General features: G+C 37.0%; 17 protein-coding genes. 9 read left to right on the top strand and 8 right to left on the bottom strand.

Features of this window, described 5'->3' with window-relative positions:
• Window positions 1–7: 7 nt before the first annotated feature.
• From AC4IFT_RS00360 to AC4IFT_RS00350, 3 genes are read right to left on the bottom strand one after another with little or no spacing between them, the layout of a single operon-like run.
• Window positions 8–1,444, bottom strand: a complete 1,437-nt coding sequence (locus AC4IFT_RS00360; RefSeq protein WP_490734525.1) for a DNA-binding protein — start codon at window positions 1,442–1,444, stop codon at window positions 8–10.
• Window positions 1,444–2,196, bottom strand: a complete 753-nt coding sequence (locus AC4IFT_RS00355) for a PP2C family serine/threonine-protein phosphatase (protein ID WP_490734523.1) — start codon at window positions 2,194–2,196, stop codon at window positions 1,444–1,446. The genes AC4IFT_RS00360 and AC4IFT_RS00355 overlap by 1 nt, the downstream gene beginning before the upstream one ends.
• Before the next feature lie 3 nt (window positions 2,197–2,199).
• Window positions 2,200–2,880 (bottom strand): vWA domain-containing protein, encoded by a 681-nt coding sequence (locus tag AC4IFT_RS00350; RefSeq protein ID WP_490734522.1) that lies wholly within the window; start codon window positions 2,878–2,880, stop codon window positions 2,200–2,202.
• A gap of 808 nt (window positions 2,881–3,688) precedes the next feature.
• Here AC4IFT_RS00350 and AC4IFT_RS00345 point away from each other — a divergent pair.
• The 7 genes from AC4IFT_RS00345 to AC4IFT_RS00315 all read left to right on the top strand — a co-directional run bounded on the left by AC4IFT_RS00345 (window position 3,689) and on the right by AC4IFT_RS00315 (window position 10,174).
• Window positions 3,689–4,237: a fimbrial protein gene (locus AC4IFT_RS00345; RefSeq protein WP_490734520.1), complete on the top strand. Its 549-nt coding sequence runs from the start codon at window positions 3,689–3,691 to the stop codon at window positions 4,235–4,237.
• A 72-nt stretch (window positions 4,238–4,309) separates the two neighbouring features.
• On the top strand, window positions 4,310–4,987 hold the full coding sequence (locus tag AC4IFT_RS00340; RefSeq protein WP_490734519.1) for a fimbrial biogenesis chaperone: 678 nt from the start codon (window positions 4,310–4,312) through the stop codon (window positions 4,985–4,987).
• Complete coding sequence (locus AC4IFT_RS00335) at window positions 4,971–5,525, top strand: fimbrial protein (RefSeq protein ID WP_490750343.1); 555 nt, start codon at window positions 4,971–4,973, stop codon at window positions 5,523–5,525. Before AC4IFT_RS00340 ends, AC4IFT_RS00335 begins: the two co-directional genes overlap by 17 nt.
• Before the next feature lie 5 nt (window positions 5,526–5,530).
• Complete coding sequence (locus AC4IFT_RS00330) at window positions 5,531–6,076, top strand: fimbrial protein (RefSeq protein ID WP_490750342.1); 546 nt, start codon at window positions 5,531–5,533, stop codon at window positions 6,074–6,076.
• Between the two features lie 21 nt (window positions 6,077–6,097).
• Entirely contained in the window at window positions 6,098–6,826 is a 729-nt protein-coding gene (locus AC4IFT_RS00325) for a fimbrial biogenesis chaperone (protein WP_490734509.1), read from the top strand.
• Complete coding sequence (locus AC4IFT_RS00320) at window positions 6,813–7,562, top strand: fimbrial biogenesis chaperone (protein ID WP_490750341.1); 750 nt, start codon at window positions 6,813–6,815, stop codon at window positions 7,560–7,562. The genes AC4IFT_RS00325 and AC4IFT_RS00320 overlap by 14 nt, the downstream gene beginning before the upstream one ends.
• 44 nt (window positions 7,563–7,606) lie before the next feature.
• Complete coding sequence (locus tag AC4IFT_RS00315) at window positions 7,607–10,174, top strand: fimbria/pilus outer membrane usher protein (protein ID WP_490750340.1); 2,568 nt, start codon at window positions 7,607–7,609, stop codon at window positions 10,172–10,174.
• An 87-nt stretch (window positions 10,175–10,261) separates the two neighbouring features.
• On the opposite strand, the gene purT is transcribed toward AC4IFT_RS00315, so the two are convergent.
• From purT to AC4IFT_RS00300, 3 genes are all read right to left on the bottom strand, one after another.
• A complete protein-coding gene (gene purT / locus AC4IFT_RS00310) occupies window positions 10,262–11,440 on the bottom strand; it encodes a formate-dependent phosphoribosylglycinamide formyltransferase (RefSeq protein WP_490750339.1) in 1,179 nt (392 codons plus the stop codon).
• A 125-nt stretch (window positions 11,441–11,565) separates the two neighbouring features.
• Window positions 11,566–12,492, bottom strand: a complete 927-nt coding sequence (gene rarD / locus AC4IFT_RS00305; protein ID WP_490750338.1) for an EamA family transporter RarD — start codon at window positions 12,490–12,492, stop codon at window positions 11,566–11,568.
• Between the two features lie 170 nt (window positions 12,493–12,662).
• The gene (locus AC4IFT_RS00300) at window positions 12,663–13,610 is read right to left on the bottom strand and encodes a PfkB family carbohydrate kinase (protein WP_490750337.1); all 948 of its coding nucleotides are present in this window, start codon (window positions 13,608–13,610) and stop codon (window positions 12,663–12,665) included.
• A gap of 161 nt (window positions 13,611–13,771) precedes the next feature.
• Between AC4IFT_RS00300 and AC4IFT_RS00295 the strand changes: the two genes are divergently transcribed.
• Window positions 13,772–15,229, top strand: a complete 1,458-nt coding sequence (locus AC4IFT_RS00295) for a glycoside hydrolase family 32 protein (protein ID WP_490750336.1) — start codon at window positions 13,772–13,774, stop codon at window positions 15,227–15,229.
• A gap of 32 nt (window positions 15,230–15,261) precedes the next feature.
• On the opposite strand, the gene AC4IFT_RS00290 is transcribed toward AC4IFT_RS00295, so the two are convergent.
• Complete coding sequence (locus tag AC4IFT_RS00290) at window positions 15,262–16,257, bottom strand: LacI family DNA-binding transcriptional regulator (protein WP_490750335.1); 996 nt, start codon at window positions 16,255–16,257, stop codon at window positions 15,262–15,264.
• Window positions 16,258–16,728: 471 nt separating this feature from the next.
• Here AC4IFT_RS00290 and AC4IFT_RS00285 point away from each other — a divergent pair, with 471 nt between their 5' ends.
• A complete protein-coding gene (locus AC4IFT_RS00285) occupies window positions 16,729–17,358 on the top strand; it encodes a response regulator transcription factor (protein WP_490734493.1) in 630 nt (209 codons plus the stop codon).
• Window positions 17,359–17,940: 582 nt separating this feature from the next.
• Here the strand turns inward: AC4IFT_RS00285 and AC4IFT_RS00280 are convergent.
• Window positions 17,941–18,579, bottom strand: a complete 639-nt coding sequence (locus AC4IFT_RS00280; RefSeq protein WP_490734491.1) for a helix-turn-helix domain-containing protein — start codon at window positions 18,577–18,579, stop codon at window positions 17,941–17,943.
• Window positions 18,580–18,672: the final 93 nt, after the last annotated feature.

The raw sequence follows: 18,672 nt of genomic DNA, 5'->3' as shown, positions 1-18,672 counted from the left end.
TCCCTCCTTAGGGTTTCTTAGTCAAAATTGACTTGATGGGTAAAAAGAGCCCCACCCAGAAAAATAGGCTTAGACCCAATATGCTAACCAGCGTGATAATACTCAGCGCCACATCAGACTCAAACGCCTCCTGCGCCCAATATTGATAAAAAGCCGTAGGCGATAATGTTTCCGGTTTCATATTTTGCGTAATACTACTAACAATAAATGCCATCAATAAAGGAATAGCGATGGCAAGGAATGTGTAAATATGCACCCTTTTGATGGCTGCAAACCACGCAGGCGGTGTAAAGGTGATTGGTGGTATGGGTTGTGGGCGAACAACTCGACGGGTTTGAGTTTGCCCTCTAACCTGCACTTTCTGTATATTTTGCTGTTGCCGTGTTTTTTGCAGCGCTTCGCTGGCAACTTTTAATTGCTTAACCCGTTCACAAGCAGCGCATTTCAACCCAGAAAAATATTGGTGTTCATTATTTTTGCTGCATACCACCATCCTTTTCTGACTACGCAACGCGTAAGGGCGTAAACACTGCACCCACTGCGCTGCGCTCGGCCTTTGGTCTGGCGCACCATTAAACGCTTTATCAAACAATTGTCGAATATCATCGGGTAAGAAAGTATGCCCGCTGGTTGGGACAGGGCTAATACCTTGATGCGCCTTTACCCCATACGCATAATATTTCCCTGCAATTCGGCTAGGTAAATCATTTGGTACTTGGTTATGTAAAGGGCGACCAGAGAATGGATGAATACCAAAATTCAATAATTGAAATAAAATCACCGCTAAAGCAAATCGGTCTTGCTCGGATTCTTGCGATTGGGGCACACTTTTCGCATTTTGGAATTCAGGGGCGAGGTAATCGACCGTAAATTGCCCCGCAGCAAAACGTTCTTGTTTTCCTTGAATACTAAAGCCATCGCAATCTAGCATTGATACATATAAGCTTTCCCGATAAAAACGTAAATTCACGGGTTTCATATCAATAATAAAGTGATTTTGTTGGTGAATGGCGTCAACCAATATGGCTAAATTGGTTGCAAGTTGGATTTTGGCGCCTAACCCAACGGGTAAGTTATTTGCTCTCGCCTGTCTTTCTTGCAAGATATATTCAAGCTCAATGGATGCATTCACATCCAACTCAGGCATGGTAAAGCCGACAAACTGTTTCTTCTGGTTAAATAGTTGGCTAATCGGCCATGCCAGTTGAATAACAGGAATGGCAGTGTCAGTAATCGGTGGTAAGTTTGGTTTTAACGCTAACATTGCCGATGTTTTTCGGCGATATAACGTTTTATCAATTTTGTCGTGGTAAAGCTTAGCAACTTGCCCCTTCGCTGATGCAATATGGTAAACGCTCCCCGCCCCACCACTTTTAATTAATTTACCCAGCAGGATAACTTGCCCTTGCCCATCGACAAGTTTTATCTTATTTCCCCCCGTCATTACATTTCCCTAAATGCTACGAATAAGGTTTTATCATCCCCTGTAATGGAATACGTTCGAGGATCATCAAGTGTCCCTTTTAAGGCTTCACTACCTGTATGCTCATCATTTTGCTGCAAAAATCGAGTAACTGGCTCAATAAAAGGAAGGTAGAGGGCATCGCATTTCTTATTCATGGCAAAAGGTTGTACGCCATCAGACATTAAAATGACCCGCTCTATTTTTTCGGTGATAGGTGTAATGCGTAAATGTTCCTGCCAATCATTTGAGGTTAAAAACCATGTTTGGTTAGCATATTCCCCATTTTCAGGCACCGAAACTGTATCAATTAGCTGGCCATCTTGCTGGTAAGAAGCGATGGCCGCGCCATCACCTAAATGAAAAAGAAAACCTTGGCGTTTGCCAACCCATGCAGCAACGAGCGTACACGCAAAATCCTTTAATTCCCCCTGCTTATCATTTGCAAGGGAAAGCAGTTGTTCGCGAATAGTACTCAGTGTGCGAAAAATAACAGGTCGTATTTCTTCTATAGTTAAATAGTCAACATCACCAAATTCAGATACCCGCTGAACAAATAACCTTGAAACATAACGTGAGCCTACATCGCTATAACGAGCAGAGCCTGCACCATCGCACACACAAGCCGCTAAGCCATTTGTAGTATGTTCTACAGACCAAGCGTCTTGGCAAGGCTGATTATTTTCCTGATGAGAGCGCCCTTGAACTGATGCGCAATAAATTGACCAGCTCATAGATTACACCGACACTGTTGACCAGCTATCTGTTGAAGGAAGTTGTGCTTGACCACCAGGTGTCGATTGGGAAACCACTTGCATACTGGCACTTAACCATAAAAACAGTTCTTTAAATTGCAATCCTTGCAACTTTTTCACGCCATTTAGGCCTGCAATACTAAATTCGCCCATAACTTGTGCACTTGCCCCATCAACCATAATAGGGAACATCGCCACTTTTTGATCTTTTTGCGCCTGACGGCAAACTTGAGCTGATTCTTCCCATAAATCTGTCGGAGCCCCATCTGACATTAAAAATAACCAAGGTCGTGTATAAGCCACACCAGCTTGGCGGAAACGTTGTTTTTCAGCTTCAATTTCATCTAATGCAACCATGACCGCTTGCCCTGTAGGGGTCGTACCGTTTGCTTCTAATATAGGGGCGGTAAAATCCATAGCATCACACCAGTCGCCAATAAGAGAGCATTGGTCATTTCCACCATATTGAATGACCAGTATCCGTACACGCTTGGCGGCAATAACATCGTTTTTGAGTTCTTTTTCGAGCAGTTGCAGGCCAGCATTTAGTTCGTTAATCGGCTCACCGTGCATACTACCTGAACAATCTAATACTAAGACGAGGGGAGTTCGTTGTTCGCTGTTATCAACTAAAGCAACATCAGGAATGGTAAGTTGGCTCATGATATACCTTTCTTTTATTTAAATGAAAGTACCAATATACAGAAGAGCGCCTCTAATGAAACTAAGAAAAAAAAGAAATATTGGCATTGAATAAGAATTGTCTTAGGAATATTATTAAATTATTCTCAACCAAATTTCAATTTTAATTAAGAATCATCCTAAGTATTTAAACTTAAATAACGACAAATCTAAATAGACTTCAGAGTTAAAAAGTCAATAATATTAATAAATATATTAAAAACACCTCATTTATACGTATTTTACTCACACCTATTATTTATTCGTAACATTTGCCCTCAATACCCACCTCAAGTGTTAAAAACAGAGACAAAACATGAATAAGTATTAATGTTAGTACATTTAACTTTATATGCAGCCATTTATGATATTAATCAGAATAAAAAACTGAATACATCAGAAAAGTTTAACAATAGGAACACAAAAAAAACGCAATACATTGATATTAATGGAAAATAACACTTTGAAAACTATTAAAATGTATAATAAAATTATTTTTCACTAGTTTGACAACTTATATGAGTACAACTAATATTATTCACGAACACAGCGAACGAGAGTTTGCAAATAGCCAGACCAAATTCAAAAAATTAAGTTTTTAATAAAAAAATTATTTTATAAATAAATAAAGAATAAATAACCTAGATTATTTACCTCTATCCTATTTCAATAAAATAATAAATTTTCAAACTCTGAAAATACTAATTAAAACTTAATATATAGCATGAAAAAAAAGATATAAACCTTAAAAATTAAGATTAGTTCTCTCACATACTTAGGAATGATTATTATGAAATTAAATAAACTTGCTTTCATCGGTACTTTAGCTGTTGTTGCTCTTTCTTCACAAGCTTTCGCGGCTAAAGATGCAACTGTTAACTTTAACGCACGTTTAGTTGCAGAAACTTGTGACGTTAGTGTTTCAAAAGATTTAATTAGCTTAGGTACACATAAAACTAAAGGTCTGAGCACTGCAGCTGCAATCTCAAGTGAAAACTTCTCTTTAGTATTAAATAACTGTACTAAACCTTACGACGACAGCACCAATCAGCAAACTGGTTCTATCGCAATCCAAGCTTCTGGTGAAGTATTAACGGGTCACTCTGATATGTTTGCTGATGCTCAAGCATCACAAATCGGTGTTAAATTACAAGCAGAAGCAGTTAAAGGCACTAAAGTTGACCTGACACCGAATGAAGCAACTGAAATCGCTGATCTGAAAATTACCGGCACTGGCGACATCGTCGTTCCAATGATTGCAAGCCTGTACGCAACAACTACTGAGGCTACTGCACAGCAATTAAATGTTCCAGTAACGTTCAGCGTTGCATACGACTAATAACTACTTTTAGTTAATTAGCTAGTTGAGCAGGCAGTATTAATTTACTGCCTGCAATAAAGGAAATAAAAAATGATAAAATTAAAATCCTTAGCTTTTATATTAATGACTTTTTCATTTGCATCTCAAGCTGGTGTTGGGTTAAGCCAAACACGTATTGTCATTGAGGAAAAAACCAATACGTCTTCAATAACAGCTCGAAATGAAGATGACAAGTCTTACTTAGTTGCAAACTTCATTACACAACAGCTCAGTAGTAAAACCGCATTAGAGGGTTATTTTGTTGTAACGCCAACTATTTTTAAGCTCGCACCTAAACAACAAAATATTATTAAAATAAAAGCGATACCAAGTAAATTCCCTAAAGATAGGGAGTCTATGTACTATTTCCACTCAAGAAATGTACCTGAGTCAGATAAAGGTAGTGATGGTGTAAAAGTAGGGTTAGAAAATGTGGTTAAAATTTTCTACCGCCCAGCCAATCTTTCTATGGAGCAATCTGTCGCCTTTAGTAGTGTAAAAACAATGAGCACAGCAAATGGTGTCAAGCTAGTTAATGACTCCCCTTATTATATTAACTTAGCAGGCCTGTATGTTAATAACAAAATTATAAAACTAAATAAGCAAAATAACGTCATTGCACCTTTTGCTGAAATGAACTACTCGAGTCAAAATAAAAATGGTTCTGTCAAATGGGCTATCATTAATGACCTTGGAGGATATGATGAGTTCCATGGAACTGTTCAGTAAAATAGTACTTGTTTTGGGTATTACTGTATTTTCTAGCCAACTTTTAGCTCAAAATGGCCAAATTCAATTCAAAACAAAAATTATCAAAGGGACTTGTGAATTTGATGATAACAACGATTTAGATAAAAACATTGATTTTAATAAAAGCGGCATATTGGTAGCATCAGATGTTAATAGCAAGCCAATTAAACAGCCTATTCGTACCGAAAGCTTTTCATATACTATTGCGTGTAAAAATTTTCCTGCGGGAACAGAACGAACTGTTAAAATTAAATCTAAATCAGCAGCATCCACTAAATTTGATAATGGCGTTTTTTTTGGATTAAATGATACAACTAAAACGGGTTTTCTACTTGAATCCTGCGATAAAAACAACCAAAATTGTCAGCAGATTAATGATGAAAGCATTACAACGTTTCCATCAACAACTAACGATTCAATAGAAATTAATTACAGAGTTAGCCTTGTTAAACGAGATAGTGATGTAACACCAGGCGATTCAAATGCAGCGGTCACTTTTGAATATTATCAGGATTGAGGTTCATGAAAAAAATAAAACAGGCATTACTGACTTTTTTAATCATGTCCGCATCTTCGCTGTCTACAGCAGATGATGGTAATTCAGTTCGCTATGATTTTTCTGTTTTATTTTTATCAAAAACGTGTGAAATAGATGTCCCGAATGAAATTATATTCGGTAACCAATCTGGAATTACCACAACTAGCGACATAAAAAGTGATAATGTCGTTAAACAATTTCCCATTGGTTTGAAAAACTGCACAACTGCAGATCAAAATACAGCGATTGTCTATATTGCATCAGGAAACACTTTAGCTGGACGCAATAACATTTTCAATGATAACCCAAATGATGTCATTGGTGTTCAGTTACTTGATAACAATCGAGTAGTCAGTGTCAATGAGAGTAGCTCAATAAAGCCAAGCGCAGCTTCAGTACTTTGGGACAATATACAAGGCACAAGTGATATAAAAATGATCGAAGCAAGATTGCGTTGTGCAGAAGCTGATTGTGAACCAAATGATGGTGATTTTTCTGCTAAATTAACTATTGGATATTACACCGATTAATAATATACAGTGGAAATGAATATGAAAAAGTTTATTAAGTCTTTATTGATAACTTTATTAGCCTCACAGAGCACTTTTGCAGCAGTTTCTCTTGACCATTCAAGAGTGATTTTTAAACAAGACGACAAAAGTCAAAGTATTACAGCGAATAATACTGCGGATAAAAAATATCTAGTCCAAAGTTTAATCTTTACCAATATCGAAACAGAAAGTGCAACAAGTGAGAACTTTACGGTTATACCGCCAATTGTAACCTTAAAAGAAAAATCAAATAACGCACTGAAAATTATTCCTCAATCATTAGGTAACTTACCAAACGATAGAGAATCTTTGTTTTATCTTATGGTTAATTTTATTCCTGAGACAAAACAAAAAAATAGTAATGATAATAGTAACCAAGTTGGTACAACATTTAATTTATCCACAAAAATAGTCATAAAAATGTTTTATCGCCCAAATGGAATTCAAGGGCATGTCAATGAATATATTGACAAACTGACAGCAACACAGGCTAACAACATCATTACGATAAAAAACCCGTCACCTTATTATTACACCTTAGTAAATATAAGGATTGATGGAGTGCCTTATAACAGCGACCGGGCGCCAATGGTTCCACCATTTTCTACTTTTGACATAAAAACAACCAAAAAAGTATCAAAAATAGAATGGAGTATCATTAATGATTATGGTGGAGAAACAAAAACCACCCCAATAACTTTGAACGGTACTAAAAATGCTCAAAAATAAATTTCTTTCGTTTTTTTTATTAGGTTTATGCTTTTCAAATACCACACTAGCAGATAATACAACAGGATTTGATTTTACGCTTCAACGCTATGTCTATAAAGAAAGTGATTCTGGTGGGATTAGTGTTGATTTGAAAAATGGAAACAACAATAGTTATCTAATGGAATCTTGGATAGCAAATACTGACCATGAATCATTACTACCTAAGGAAAATAAAGCATCCGAAATAGTACCTTTTGTTATTTTGCCGCCATTAAAAATGCTGGAAGCAAACACACAAACATCTTGGAATATACGCCGAACAGGAAACAAAGTTAACAACAAGGCTCTCCCTGATGATAGAGAAAGTATTTTTTGGATAGGTATTAGAGGCATTCCCAGCGAAGATAAAAACAAAAAAGAAAATAGTGTTCAGTTAAATATCATACCTAATTTCTATTTTAAATTGCTTTACCGCCCTAAAAAGATTGAAGACTTAAAAACTGATAAGTTAGCAAAAGATATCAAAGTCACAAGAAAAAATAATGTATTGATACTAGAAAACCCGACGCCTTTTTATTTTACATTTGAGTATTTAAAGGTTGCAGGTACAAACATTAAAAATGGCGACAGAGAAATAACACTGCCCCCATTTTCAACAAAAGAAATTACGCTACCGAACAATAATACTGGAAAAATTGAGTGGCGATTTACAAATGAGTATTTGATGGGGCTTGATAAAGAATCATCAAATTAATCTTTTTTTGGAACTTGATTAACTAAACGAAGAATGGTGATGTTGTGAAAGGGATAAAAATAAAAATAATCGCATTAGAGGTTTTTGCATGTTGCTATGCAATGACCCCATCTTTTGCACATGCCGAATCCTATTTCGACCCAGGTTTATTAATGCATGGTAGTGGAATCGACGTATCACAAATCGATTTAAATGACTTTGCTAGTAATAACACTCTAACACCTGGCACTTATGATGTTGCAATTAGAGTTAACATGCTGTCTGCTGGTGAGCACCATATTCTTTTTGAAAAACAATCAAATGGGAATGTTGTACCCACTTTTACAGTTGCTCAATTAAGAACTTTTGGTGTGAACACCACTGTCTTGCCTAAATTTAAATCACTCGCAGATGATGCAGTAATTACCAATTTATCTGACTATATTACAGATGCTACGGCAACATTCGACCCGCAAATATTAACGGTTAGTCTATCAATTCCACAAATTGCTTTAGTTCCAAACTATTCTGGTTATGTTCCACCTGAGCTACGTGATGATGGTGTAACTGCACTCGTCATGAATTATGTGATGAACTATAACCAAAATCGTCAGCTAGGTAAGAATGGCTCAAAAACATCAACGTCAGACTCATTTTTCCTCAATTTAAACCCAGGGATCAATATTGGTCCATGGCGCTTTAGAACTAATTACTTATATAACCAAAATAAAATGAGTAATGGGCCAAGCTCAAGTAACTCTGATTTTTCAAATACAAATGTTTACCGAACAATTAATGCAATTAAATCAACGTTAAGAGCTGGTGAAGTTTCAACGGATGGAAATATTTTTGATGCCATTCCAATGAAAGGGGCAAGCTTAAAATCAAATCCAAGACTTTCTCCAAATAGTCTACAAGGTTTCGCCCCTCTTGTTGAAGGTTTTGCGAATTCTAATGCAACAGTGACCGTTCGTCAGAATGGTAGTGTTGTATATCAGACCTTTGTTGCACCGGGACGCTTTGTTATTCGTGATATTCCTGCCAGTGGTTTAGCTGGGGATATGGAAATCACAGTTGAAGAGGAAAATGGTAAACAAACTGTTTTCACACAAGCATATTCATCACTGCCAATTATGGAGCGTCCAGGATCTTATAACTATGAAATCGCAGCGGGACGCTATAATGGTGGGATCTCCGTTGATTCAGCAAAGAAAACATTCACTTTAGGTTCATTTAGTATCGGTTTGCCGCATAATATTACCACCTACGGTGGTGTATTAGTTGCTAATGGTTATAATTCATTTGTTGGCGGGATAGGACTATCTTTGGGCGTTTTAGGTGCATTATCCGGTGACGTTACTCACTCAGATGCGCGTTTTTCAAACAAAAATCTTAAAGGCCAATCTTACCGCGTCCGTTATTCAAAAAGTATGCTCTCCACAGGAACATCATTTGACTTAACAGCGTTACGTTTTACGTCGGAAAACTTCTATTCCTTTGCTGACTATAATATTTCAGGCTATGACATTAAAGATGGTTTAGCACCATGGACTGGCTCGAGGGAGCGCTATAGTTTCCAAACATCAATTAACCAATCATTTGACTCTTATGGTTCCCTTTCACTTAGAGCAGCAAAAAATTCGTACTGGGGGAACCAGCGTTCTAACACTACATTAGGCTTGAGTTACAATAACAACTTTGAAGGGATCTCTTACAGCATCGGTTATACTATTGACCGTGTTAAGAATGAGAATAAGTCATGGCCTCAAAACCGTGTAATTACTTTTGATATCTCCGTCCCTATGAGTATGTTAAGCAATAGCGAAATGGCTCAGGCTATGAGTGCACGTTATGGTATAACTCATGATAATCACGGTAATACAAGACACCAAGCAGGTTTAACGGGTAACACCCTAAATAGTAAATTAAGTTATGGTTTATACCAAAACTACGACAACAACAATCATAATTATGGGGGGAGTTTGAATGCGACCTACTCAGCCGATACCTCAACAGTATCAGCTGGCTATAGCTATTCTGACTCAAACCGTTCAATTAATACGGGTTTAAGTGGTGGAATTGTCGCTCACTCAAATGGTATCTCATTATCACCAAATATGGGGGATACGATTGCGATTGTTACAGCCGATGGTTCAAGGGGAACTGCGTTATCTTCAGGTGCTAAGTTTGACTACTTTGGTAATGCTATTATTCCACAGTTATCGAGTAATACTGCAAACCAAATCTCAGTTAACGTAAATACATTACCTGATGATGTGACCTTTAAAGATACTTCAATGATGGTATACCCTACTGAAGGCGCGGTCATTAAACGTCAATTTAAAACAAAAATCGGTTATCAGGTCATTATTAACCTCAGCCATGAAGGTAAAATGCCACCATTTGGTGCAATCGCAACTCTGGTTTCTAATGATAAAAATGATGCGGATATCAATACTGGGATTGTAGGCTCTAATAGCCAGCTTTATATGAGTGGATTACCAGACTCAGGCCGCATTGATATTAAATGGGGTAATAAATCAGGCCAATGTTCAATCAACTATACAGGACTTGAATCGATTGCAGTAACAGAAGACTCACCTGTAAGGGCATTAAGCGCCATCTGTAAATAAGATGATCAATAGAAGAAATTACTCTTATTAAAGATAAGCAGAAAGAAAAGGGAATAGGAAACTATTCCCTTTTTTCATACTGAAAAACTAACCAGATACCGTCACTGTCACTGCCACTTTTTTTGCCATTTCCAGCGCAGTTTCAATCGAATCAGCAGTGGCTAATGCAACACCTAAACGCCGAGTCCCTGCAATTTCAGGTTTACCAAACAAACGCAATTGAATATCAGAGCCTAGTGCATCTTTAATATTAGAAAACACCACATTTCGGCTGTGAAGCTCAGGAAGAATAACAGCTGAAGCACTTGGCCCATATTGGCGAATTCGACCAATTGGAAAACCTAAGAATGCACGTACATGTAAAGCAAATTCAGAAAGGTTTTGCGAAATCAGCGTTACCATTCCTGTATCATGGGGGCGTGGAGAAACTTCATTAAAAATGATGTCATCACCACACACAAATAATTCAACCCCAAATAAGCCGTAGCCCCCTAGCGCAGATACAATTTTCGCTGCAACATCTTGAGCCTTTCTCAAGGCTTTCTCGCTCATCATTTGTGGCTGCCAAGATTCACGGTAATCACCTTTTTCTTGGCGATGCCCTACAGGAGCACAAAAATGAATCCCATCGACAGCACTAACCGTTAACAGTGTTATTTCGAAATCAAAGTTAACCATTTTCTCAACAATAACTCGGCCTTGTCCTGTACGGCCCCCTTCTTGAGAATAATTCCACGCTTTTTCTAAATCCGCATTTGAACGAATAACACTTTGCCCTTTTCCTGATGAACTCATGACGGGCTTTACGATACATGGGAAACCAATTTTTTCAGCAGCTTCAATAAAATCAGGTTTATTTTCGACGAAATGATATTCAGATGTTGGTAAACCTAATGTTTCAGCTGCAAGGCGACGGATACCTTCCCTGTCCATTGTTAAAAAAACAGCTTTAGCTGAGGGCACAACCTTTTGCCCAGCATCTTCTAATTCAACTAATGTTTTTGTCGCTATCGCTTCAATTTCAGGCACAATAAAGTCAGGTTTTTCCAAGGCAACGAGTTGCTTCAATGCCTCGCTATCCAACATATTTATGGTATAGCTGCGATGAGCAATGTGCATAGCAGGTGCATTTTCATAGCGGTCTACCGCAATCACCTCGATTCCTAAGCGTTGGCATTCAATGGCAACTTCCTTACCTAGCTCTCCCGCGCCCAGTAACATAACTTTCGTTGCAGATGCACAAAGTGCGGTTCCTAGCTGTTCCATGATTGATGACCTTCTATGCGAAAATAGTGCTGAAGATTATATACGCAAACGTTTGCCTTTGCTATTCGGGAAATAAAAAGGCCATGATAAAATACATAGCGTTTTGAAATTAAATGAAATATTTTCTAATTCTGAGGAGTTTCATCCCGCCCTGTAATAAAAGGCTCTTTCTGGGAAAACTGAGTATATTGCTTATGCAATAACGCCAAAATACAAAATAGCAAACCAATCCAGATTAATGAAAAACTAATTCCTTTGACCCAATCAAATAACTCATTAAATAAGAATACGGCGAGTAAAAATTGAATTGTTGGCTCTATATACTGAGCCAGACCAATAACTGTAAGTGATGTCCGCTTAATCGCTGCGGTAAAGAAGAGTAATGGAATAATCGTCACTGGCGCTGCTAGCATGTACAAAGCGCGAAGCTGCCAATCCCCCGCCTCCACTGCGCTCAACCCTTTTGACGATAACCACCAAGTAATCCCCACTGCGACAGGTAACAACCATAATGCTTCTAAAAACAATGAGCTAATAACATCAAACCGAATAAACTTACGGATCAATCCATATACAGCAAAGGCGCTTCCCATCACTAATGCTAAAATTGGGAATTCACCATACTGCCAGATTTGATACCCCACCCCAGCCAAAATAAATGTGACGGCCATTTTTTCCGCAAAAACTAACCTTTCACGTAAAAAAACAACCCCCAATAAAATAGAAAATAATGGGTTAATGAAATAACCTAAACTTGCGGCTAGCACTTGTCCATGAGTCAGTGCATATGTGAATGTCGTCCATGAAATAGCCATTACAGACGAACTAAAAAGACAAAGAATGATTGATTTTTTATCCGCCCAAATTTGTTTCCACGTTGATTTATTTTTAATGACTAAGCGGATTAAAAACAATAATGGTATAGACCAAATAAGGCGCTCTGCGAGAAGCTCTAGCGGCTCAGCCTCAGGGAGTAAACGATAGAATAAAGGCGTTATCCCCCATAAAATATAGGAAAAAATAGCTAAAGCCACTCCTGAACGCAGAAACATAATCTAACCTACAAGAAAGTCTAATAAAGTAAAATTAGCATCACATCATACGCCAATTTTAAGAAAATCAAATGTCGCTGCCCCCCATTCTATATCGATTCATTCCAGATTATGTGCAAATAAAAAGCGGCAGACCCAACCACTTATTATTTGCACGCGAATTCTTTGCATTAAAATACCGTTTTTTGATGTAGTGGTGGCTGAAGCTGCAAGAACTCAACAAGTTCTTGTGGAGTTGGTGCTGCTGCAATCGCGCCTTTTTTGGTTGTAGCTAATGCCCCACACGCCGCAGCCTGAGAAATAATTGTCATCAATTCTTCTTTCGTATTTACCATGCCAAATTTTTCAATCGCAGCAAGTAAGCCAGCCATAAATGCATCCCCTGCTCCAGTCGTATCAACACTTTCAACCAAATAAGCACTAACCGCCATGTGGAACTCATGCGTCACGACATAGCACCCTTGTGAGCCTTGAGTAACAACTTTTAACTGCGCTGGATAATCTTGTAATTTCTCAATGGCTTTATCAAATGAGCTTTCACCTGTTAACCAAAGTAATTCATCATCAGAAAGCTTTAAAATATCCGCTTGTCTCGCAAAGGTATCAACAACTTGGCGCATTTCCTCATGGTCTTCCCACATTTGTGGGCGAATATTCACATCAAAGCTTAACAACCCCCCCGCTTGCTTGATTTGAATTACACCTTCCGTTAGCGAAGCTCGGCAAATTGGGTGCACAAGCGCTAACGAACAAAAATGCAAAATATCTCGACCAAATTTAGGTAAATTTCTAGAACTTAAAAATTGATCAGCTGAAGGGGAAACTAAAAAAGCAAATTCTCGCTCACCATTTTCATGCAACGAGACTAATACTGTGCTAGTTCGATAATGTTCATCAAACTCCACTGATTGCGTATCAACGCCAAGGTCAAATAAGCTTTTTTGCATAAAATGGCCAAATGCATCTTCACCGACCCTACCGATAAATCCACTTTGGCAGCCGAGCCGAGCAACACCAGCCGCGACATTTACAGGCGCACCGCCTGCACAAGCTTGATATTGCATATTATCTAATGGGATCAAATCAACAACTGCATCACCCAGTGCCCAGATTTTCATTTTTTTCCCCTTAATTTCTAAATCAAAAAAATTTAAGCTAGTAAACTTTCATTGTTAACGTTAACATTAAGAGTATAAAGAGATCGTCTACAAAACGCACGTATTATCGATCCCCGTTTATCCATTTCCGATTTGTTCACGAAAAAGATTGAGGAGCCATCATGGAAAAAAACATCAAAAAAGCAAATCAATTCATTGAAAATAATGCAAAATTGATAAATACCCAATTTTATCCGCACTACCATTTAGCACCTCAAGCAGGTTGGATGAACGACCCTAACGGCTTGATTTATCATCAAGGTCTATACCATGCTTTTTATCAACATCACCCATACAGTTCAATGTGGGGGCCAATGCATTGGGGTCATTCTACAAGTACTGATATGGTACATTGGCAGCACCAACCGATAGCACTTGCACCAAGTGAAGAGTATGACAGAGATGGTTGTTTCTCAGGTTCTGCGGTCAGTCACGAAGGTAAACTGTATTTATTTTACACGGGGCATATTTGGTTAGAAGAAGAAGGTAATGATAACAATATTCAACAATCTCAGTGCTTAGCCGTTAGTGATGATGGCATTCATTTCGTAAAAAAAGGGATAATTCTTCCTGCCCCAGAAGGATATATGCATTTTCGTGACCCTAAAGTATGGCGGCAAGATGATAAATGGTGGATGGTCGTTGGAGCGCGAGATGTAATGAATCAAGGGCAAATTCTCTTGTTTAATTCAATAGACTTATACCATTGGGATCCCAATTACCAAGTGCTCGCTAAAACTGATGATAAAGATGTTTATATGTGGGAATGCCCTGATTTTTTTCCCCTTGGAGACCAATTTGTCGCTTTATTTTCGCCCCAAGGAAAAAAAGCAAAAAATTGCCAATATCGGAACCTCTATCAAAATGGTTATTTAATTGGGCGTTGGTCCCCTAATTCCACATACCAAATTACTCAACAATTTACTGAATTAGATTTTGGGCAGGATTTTTATGCACCACAAACATTTTTAGCAAAAGATGGCCGCCGAATTGCTATTGCCTGGATGGATATGTGGGAAAGCCCTATGCCTTCAAATCAACATGGATGGTCCGGCTGCTTTACTGTACCTAGGGAACTCACGTTATCTAATCAAGGTAAAATTATTGCTAATCCCATTGAGGAATTAAAAACATTACGGCAAACCGCCAAACATTTCCCCCAAACCTGCCTGCCCAAAAACACCACATATTTGCTGAATGAAGATGCCTCTGTTTGTGAGATTGAACTAATTTGGGATTTAGAACAAAGCTCCTCAGCCGAAAAGTTTGGTTTTTGGATTGGAACAGGTGCGCAGTTTTATATCGATAACCAAAACCGACAATTAACCTTAATGCGACACTACCCTGAATATATCATTAGTGATAGTCGTTGTGTGCCGTTGCCAAAAACTAACTTACTAAAAATTCAGGCATTTATTGACAATTCATGCCTAGAAATTTTTATTAATGATGGCGAAATTAATTTTAGTTGCCGCATATATCCTGATATAGGAAAAAGTGCACTGCAATTATTTACAATAAACCAGACTGCTTTCTTGAAAAAAGCCACTTACTGGCCACTCAAAAAAGCAATTAGATAAACAGCGACATTAATGAGCTATTTTCAATAGGATTAAAACGAGCTGCGCTCAAGAAGATCACATGCCACGTATTGAATATCTTGTCGTTGGCGCTCTTCTATTATATGTAGCGCAGCTTGTTGCCCTATCTGATAATGTGGTAATACTACTGTGCTTAAAGGTGGGTAAAACAAATCACCAACCCCTATCATATTATCGTAACCGAGTACCGCAATATCATTTGGAATATGTAAGCCTCTACTTAACAAAATTTGATAGGCTAAAAATGCCACACGGTCATTCCCACAGATAATGACATCAAAATCAGGCTTTCCATTATCAAAATGAGAATCAATTATAGCTACAATATCAATATAGTGCTCATCGCCAAACTCAAGGTGATATTGTTTTAAATCATCGAGAGATAAACTTGAATTTTTCCACGCTGTTTCCACTGCTTCTCGGCGTATTTTTCCTGCTAATGTTTCTTTTGGTATGTATAAACATAATGGCTTTCGGTAACCTTTAGCAATTAAGCGGATGACAGCTTTATATTGCCCATTAAAATCATCAGGAATATAGGCTGGAAACGACTTATTATGATCAATACAATTCGCTAAGACCAAAAAGCTTTGGTGTAACGATTCAGGGATAATGACCTCCCTTAGCCCCATGGTAGTAAAAATAATACCATCAGGCCGTTGTGATAATAACTGGCGAACCGCTCTATCACTATCTTCACTGGATGTTATATTAACAACAAAGCTATTCCAACCATATTGCCTTGCAGTTTGCTCAATAGACAAGATAATTTCAACAGAAAAAGGCGTTGTGGCTGTATCCAACGCCAACACACCAACCGTTGAAACCTTAGAACTTTTCCCTCTAATTTTTCGCGCGGAAAAATCAGGAACATAGTTGAGCTCGTTAATTGCTTTTTGTACTTGTTTCAAGGTATCTGGTTTTAACAATTCAGGGCTATTTATTGCCCTAGAAACTGTCATTAACGATACGTTAGCAAGTTGAGCAACATCTTTTAAAGAAGCCATTAAGTATATTCACTCGTTCACAGTGGATGAAATTAAATTCTATCATGCCAGACATAAAAAGCACCTTAACTTCACACAATCCGTGCGTGATACTTTCACTTAGCAAAATTGTATAAAATATACTAGTCAGGCTTTTTTTGACCGACTATTTAAGATATTATTGAACCAGATTATAAAAATTTCCATCTGATTTGCGGGCAAAAAAAACTCGTCAAACAAGTAAAAGCACCTAAATTGTTACATTGGATTAATCGATTCTTACGCATTGACACAAACTTTAACCATTGTTTCCATTTTTATATTAAATTTAACTAGATGATACTTTTAATATAAATTAAGGTCAGTAATACATTAATAAAAAAAACAACGTTCTGTAGAAAACATTATTGCCAAATTTATTTTTAGCGATATTTATCTACTTATTTTATCAAATTAATATGAATATCAAATCAGTTCAACAGGAGTATGGTGATGAATAACACCATTCACGTAATCATAGATAGTGATAATGTCTTTAAGAATAAACTGAAATTAATGATGGAATCATTTGGTTTCGTGTTTAAGTTTTATAATAATGAAGATACATTTATTAGTAATTATACTTACCCTTCAGAAAGTAATGTGAGGGAATGTATTTTATTATTTTTAAACAATAACGAAAATCGTATTAGCCGATTAACCAATATAAATAATACTTTTGGTATTGTTCCTTTTATCGTCCTTGCTGAGGAGCCTTCAGTTAGCCTCTGTAGAGAAAGTTTTAAGTCTGGTGCTTATGACTTTTTTCCTTATCCATTCAAGGATATTGAGATCCTTAATGCAATTGGTAGCGCTACAGAACAATTCCTAGATTTACATGAAAACCACAAAAAATATACCTATCTATCTGATAAGTTTGAGCGTTTATCAGTCAGGGAAAGGGAAATAATGGATATGATTCTAGAAGGTAATACAAGCAAAGAAACCGCTGAAAAACTTTCGTTATCCCCGAGAACTGTTGAAGTGCATCGCTCGAATATTTATACAAAACTAGGTATAAAATCACTCCCACAACTTATTCAAGAATACGATTATATTAATACCTATTCAAAGAATATGTAATATATATTACATGTTTTCACAACTTAGCAGTCATTATATCTGATGGTTTAATTTTAAACCGTCAGATATTCAATTGTCATAAAGATATTAATACATAAGAATTTAGATAATTATAGGTTAATGTGCTATCAGTTTCACAATACCCATTTATTTTCATAAATAAGAATTATTATAATTACACAATCATTGCATAAAACGTACTTAAGTTAATTAATGGTTACAGTTGTAATAATCACATTGTTTATTTACTATGTTAAATAGAGTAATGTTTTTATACCGTATAACCCCGTCAGGTACTCAATGGTAAAAATCTAAGTATCACTACCCCCATACATTATTTTGAAATCCTTCCTCTTAAACTAAAAAATTAAGGCTGCGATTAACATACTGGCAAGCAATATTGAAAGATAATGTACACTCTTTTTCATTGCTCTTTATCTCAATATAGCCACTTGTGGCAGTTCTTTGCAGTAAATGTTAGTCAGCCTTTTATGCTTCAGCTATTTTAAATGACACATTTTCATCTAAAAATACGCTGAAGCGTTTTTTTTACATTCGCCACACCAAAAATATCAAATTTTATTACTTATATTCTTTAATATTAATCTCATATTGTTTTATTTTTCGCCATAGAGTTGTTCTTCCCATGTTCAAAATCTGGTGCATTTGCTGAATTTTACCTCTACAGGTTCTTGCTACTTCAATGATAAGCGCCTTTTCAACTGACTGGATATTCATATCAGCAATACAGGAGCCCTCAAGTTTGCTCAAAACTGGTGGCTGTAAATAAGATTGCAGCTTCAACTTTTCGCTGGCCTCTCTAGCCAATGCTTGAAGAAGCGCGAGCAAAATATTGCTGTGAATATCAGAGGTTGATAAAGCCACTATCAGCAGTAATTCACCGAATGATGAGTATACTGGCGCCAAATAATAAAATTTACCATGCAACTCGATAGGATCGGAAAAAAGCCGTTCCTGAGCGTTTGGACTCATTTCGCCTAATAAAAAATTTGCTATAGCAAAATTGTCTTGTGCATTTTGGCTTAACCATAGTGTCTCACCTTGAACACTCAGTAAGGTAATATCACCATTAAGATCATGAAGTGTTGCTAACCCCGCTAAAATCGTATCGCGGATTAACGAAATGGGAAGCTCATTATCATCTAAATAAGCTGTGTTTTCTTTTATTGGTGTAGTAGGAAATAATAAATGAGCCGACATAATTATCCTTATTCTTCGATAAGAGTTGTCTGATTATGTCAAGTTGTCATTTAATTTTTATATCCCAGATCAATTTATTTATTGATAGATTTC

This window comes from Providencia sp. UF-183, assembly GCF_058246155.1.
This window is presented reverse-complemented; position numbering and strand designations above follow the sequence as displayed.

Excerpts from the sequence above, each read along its gene's own strand:
- AC4IFT_RS00335 (WP_490750343.1), top strand. The coding sequence starts at position 4,971 with ATGGAACTGTTCAGTAAAATAGTACTTGTTTTGGGTATTACTGTATTT.
- purT (WP_490750339.1), bottom strand. The coding sequence starts at position 11,440 with ATGGAACAGCTAGGAACCGCACTTTGTGCATCTGCAACGAAAGTTATG.
- AC4IFT_RS00285 (WP_490734493.1), top strand. The coding sequence starts at position 16,729 with ATGAATAACACCATTCACGTAATCATAGATAGTGATAATGTCTTTAAG.
- AC4IFT_RS00300 (WP_490750337.1), bottom strand. The coding sequence starts at position 13,610 with ATGAAAATCTGGGCACTGGGTGATGCAGTTGTTGATTTGATCCCATTA.
- AC4IFT_RS00325 (WP_490734509.1), top strand. The coding sequence starts at position 6,098 with ATGAAAAAGTTTATTAAGTCTTTATTGATAACTTTATTAGCCTCACAG.
- AC4IFT_RS00355 (WP_490734523.1), bottom strand. The coding sequence starts at position 2,196 with ATGAGCTGGTCAATTTATTGCGCATCAGTTCAAGGGCGCTCTCATCAG.
- AC4IFT_RS00320 (WP_490750341.1), top strand. The coding sequence starts at position 6,813 with ATGCTCAAAAATAAATTTCTTTCGTTTTTTTTATTAGGTTTATGCTTT.
- AC4IFT_RS00360 (WP_490734525.1), bottom strand. The coding sequence starts at position 1,444 with ATGACGGGGGGAAATAAGATAAAACTTGTCGATGGGCAAGGGCAAGTT.
- rarD (WP_490750338.1), bottom strand. The coding sequence starts at position 12,492 with ATGTTTCTGCGTTCAGGAGTGGCTTTAGCTATTTTTTCCTATATTTTA.
- AC4IFT_RS00340 (WP_490734519.1), top strand. The coding sequence starts at position 4,310 with ATGATAAAATTAAAATCCTTAGCTTTTATATTAATGACTTTTTCATTT.
- AC4IFT_RS00280 (WP_490734491.1), bottom strand. The coding sequence starts at position 18,579 with ATGTCGGCTCATTTATTATTTCCTACTACACCAATAAAAGAAAACACA.
- AC4IFT_RS00290 (WP_490750335.1), bottom strand. The coding sequence starts at position 16,257 with ATGGCTTCTTTAAAAGATGTTGCTCAACTTGCTAACGTATCGTTAATG.
- AC4IFT_RS00350 (WP_490734522.1), bottom strand. The coding sequence starts at position 2,880 with ATGAGCCAACTTACCATTCCTGATGTTGCTTTAGTTGATAACAGCGAA.
- AC4IFT_RS00330 (WP_490750342.1), top strand. The coding sequence starts at position 5,531 with ATGAAAAAAATAAAACAGGCATTACTGACTTTTTTAATCATGTCCGCA.
- AC4IFT_RS00295 (WP_490750336.1), top strand. The coding sequence starts at position 13,772 with ATGGAAAAAAACATCAAAAAAGCAAATCAATTCATTGAAAATAATGCA.
- AC4IFT_RS00345 (WP_490734520.1), top strand. The coding sequence starts at position 3,689 with ATGAAATTAAATAAACTTGCTTTCATCGGTACTTTAGCTGTTGTTGCT.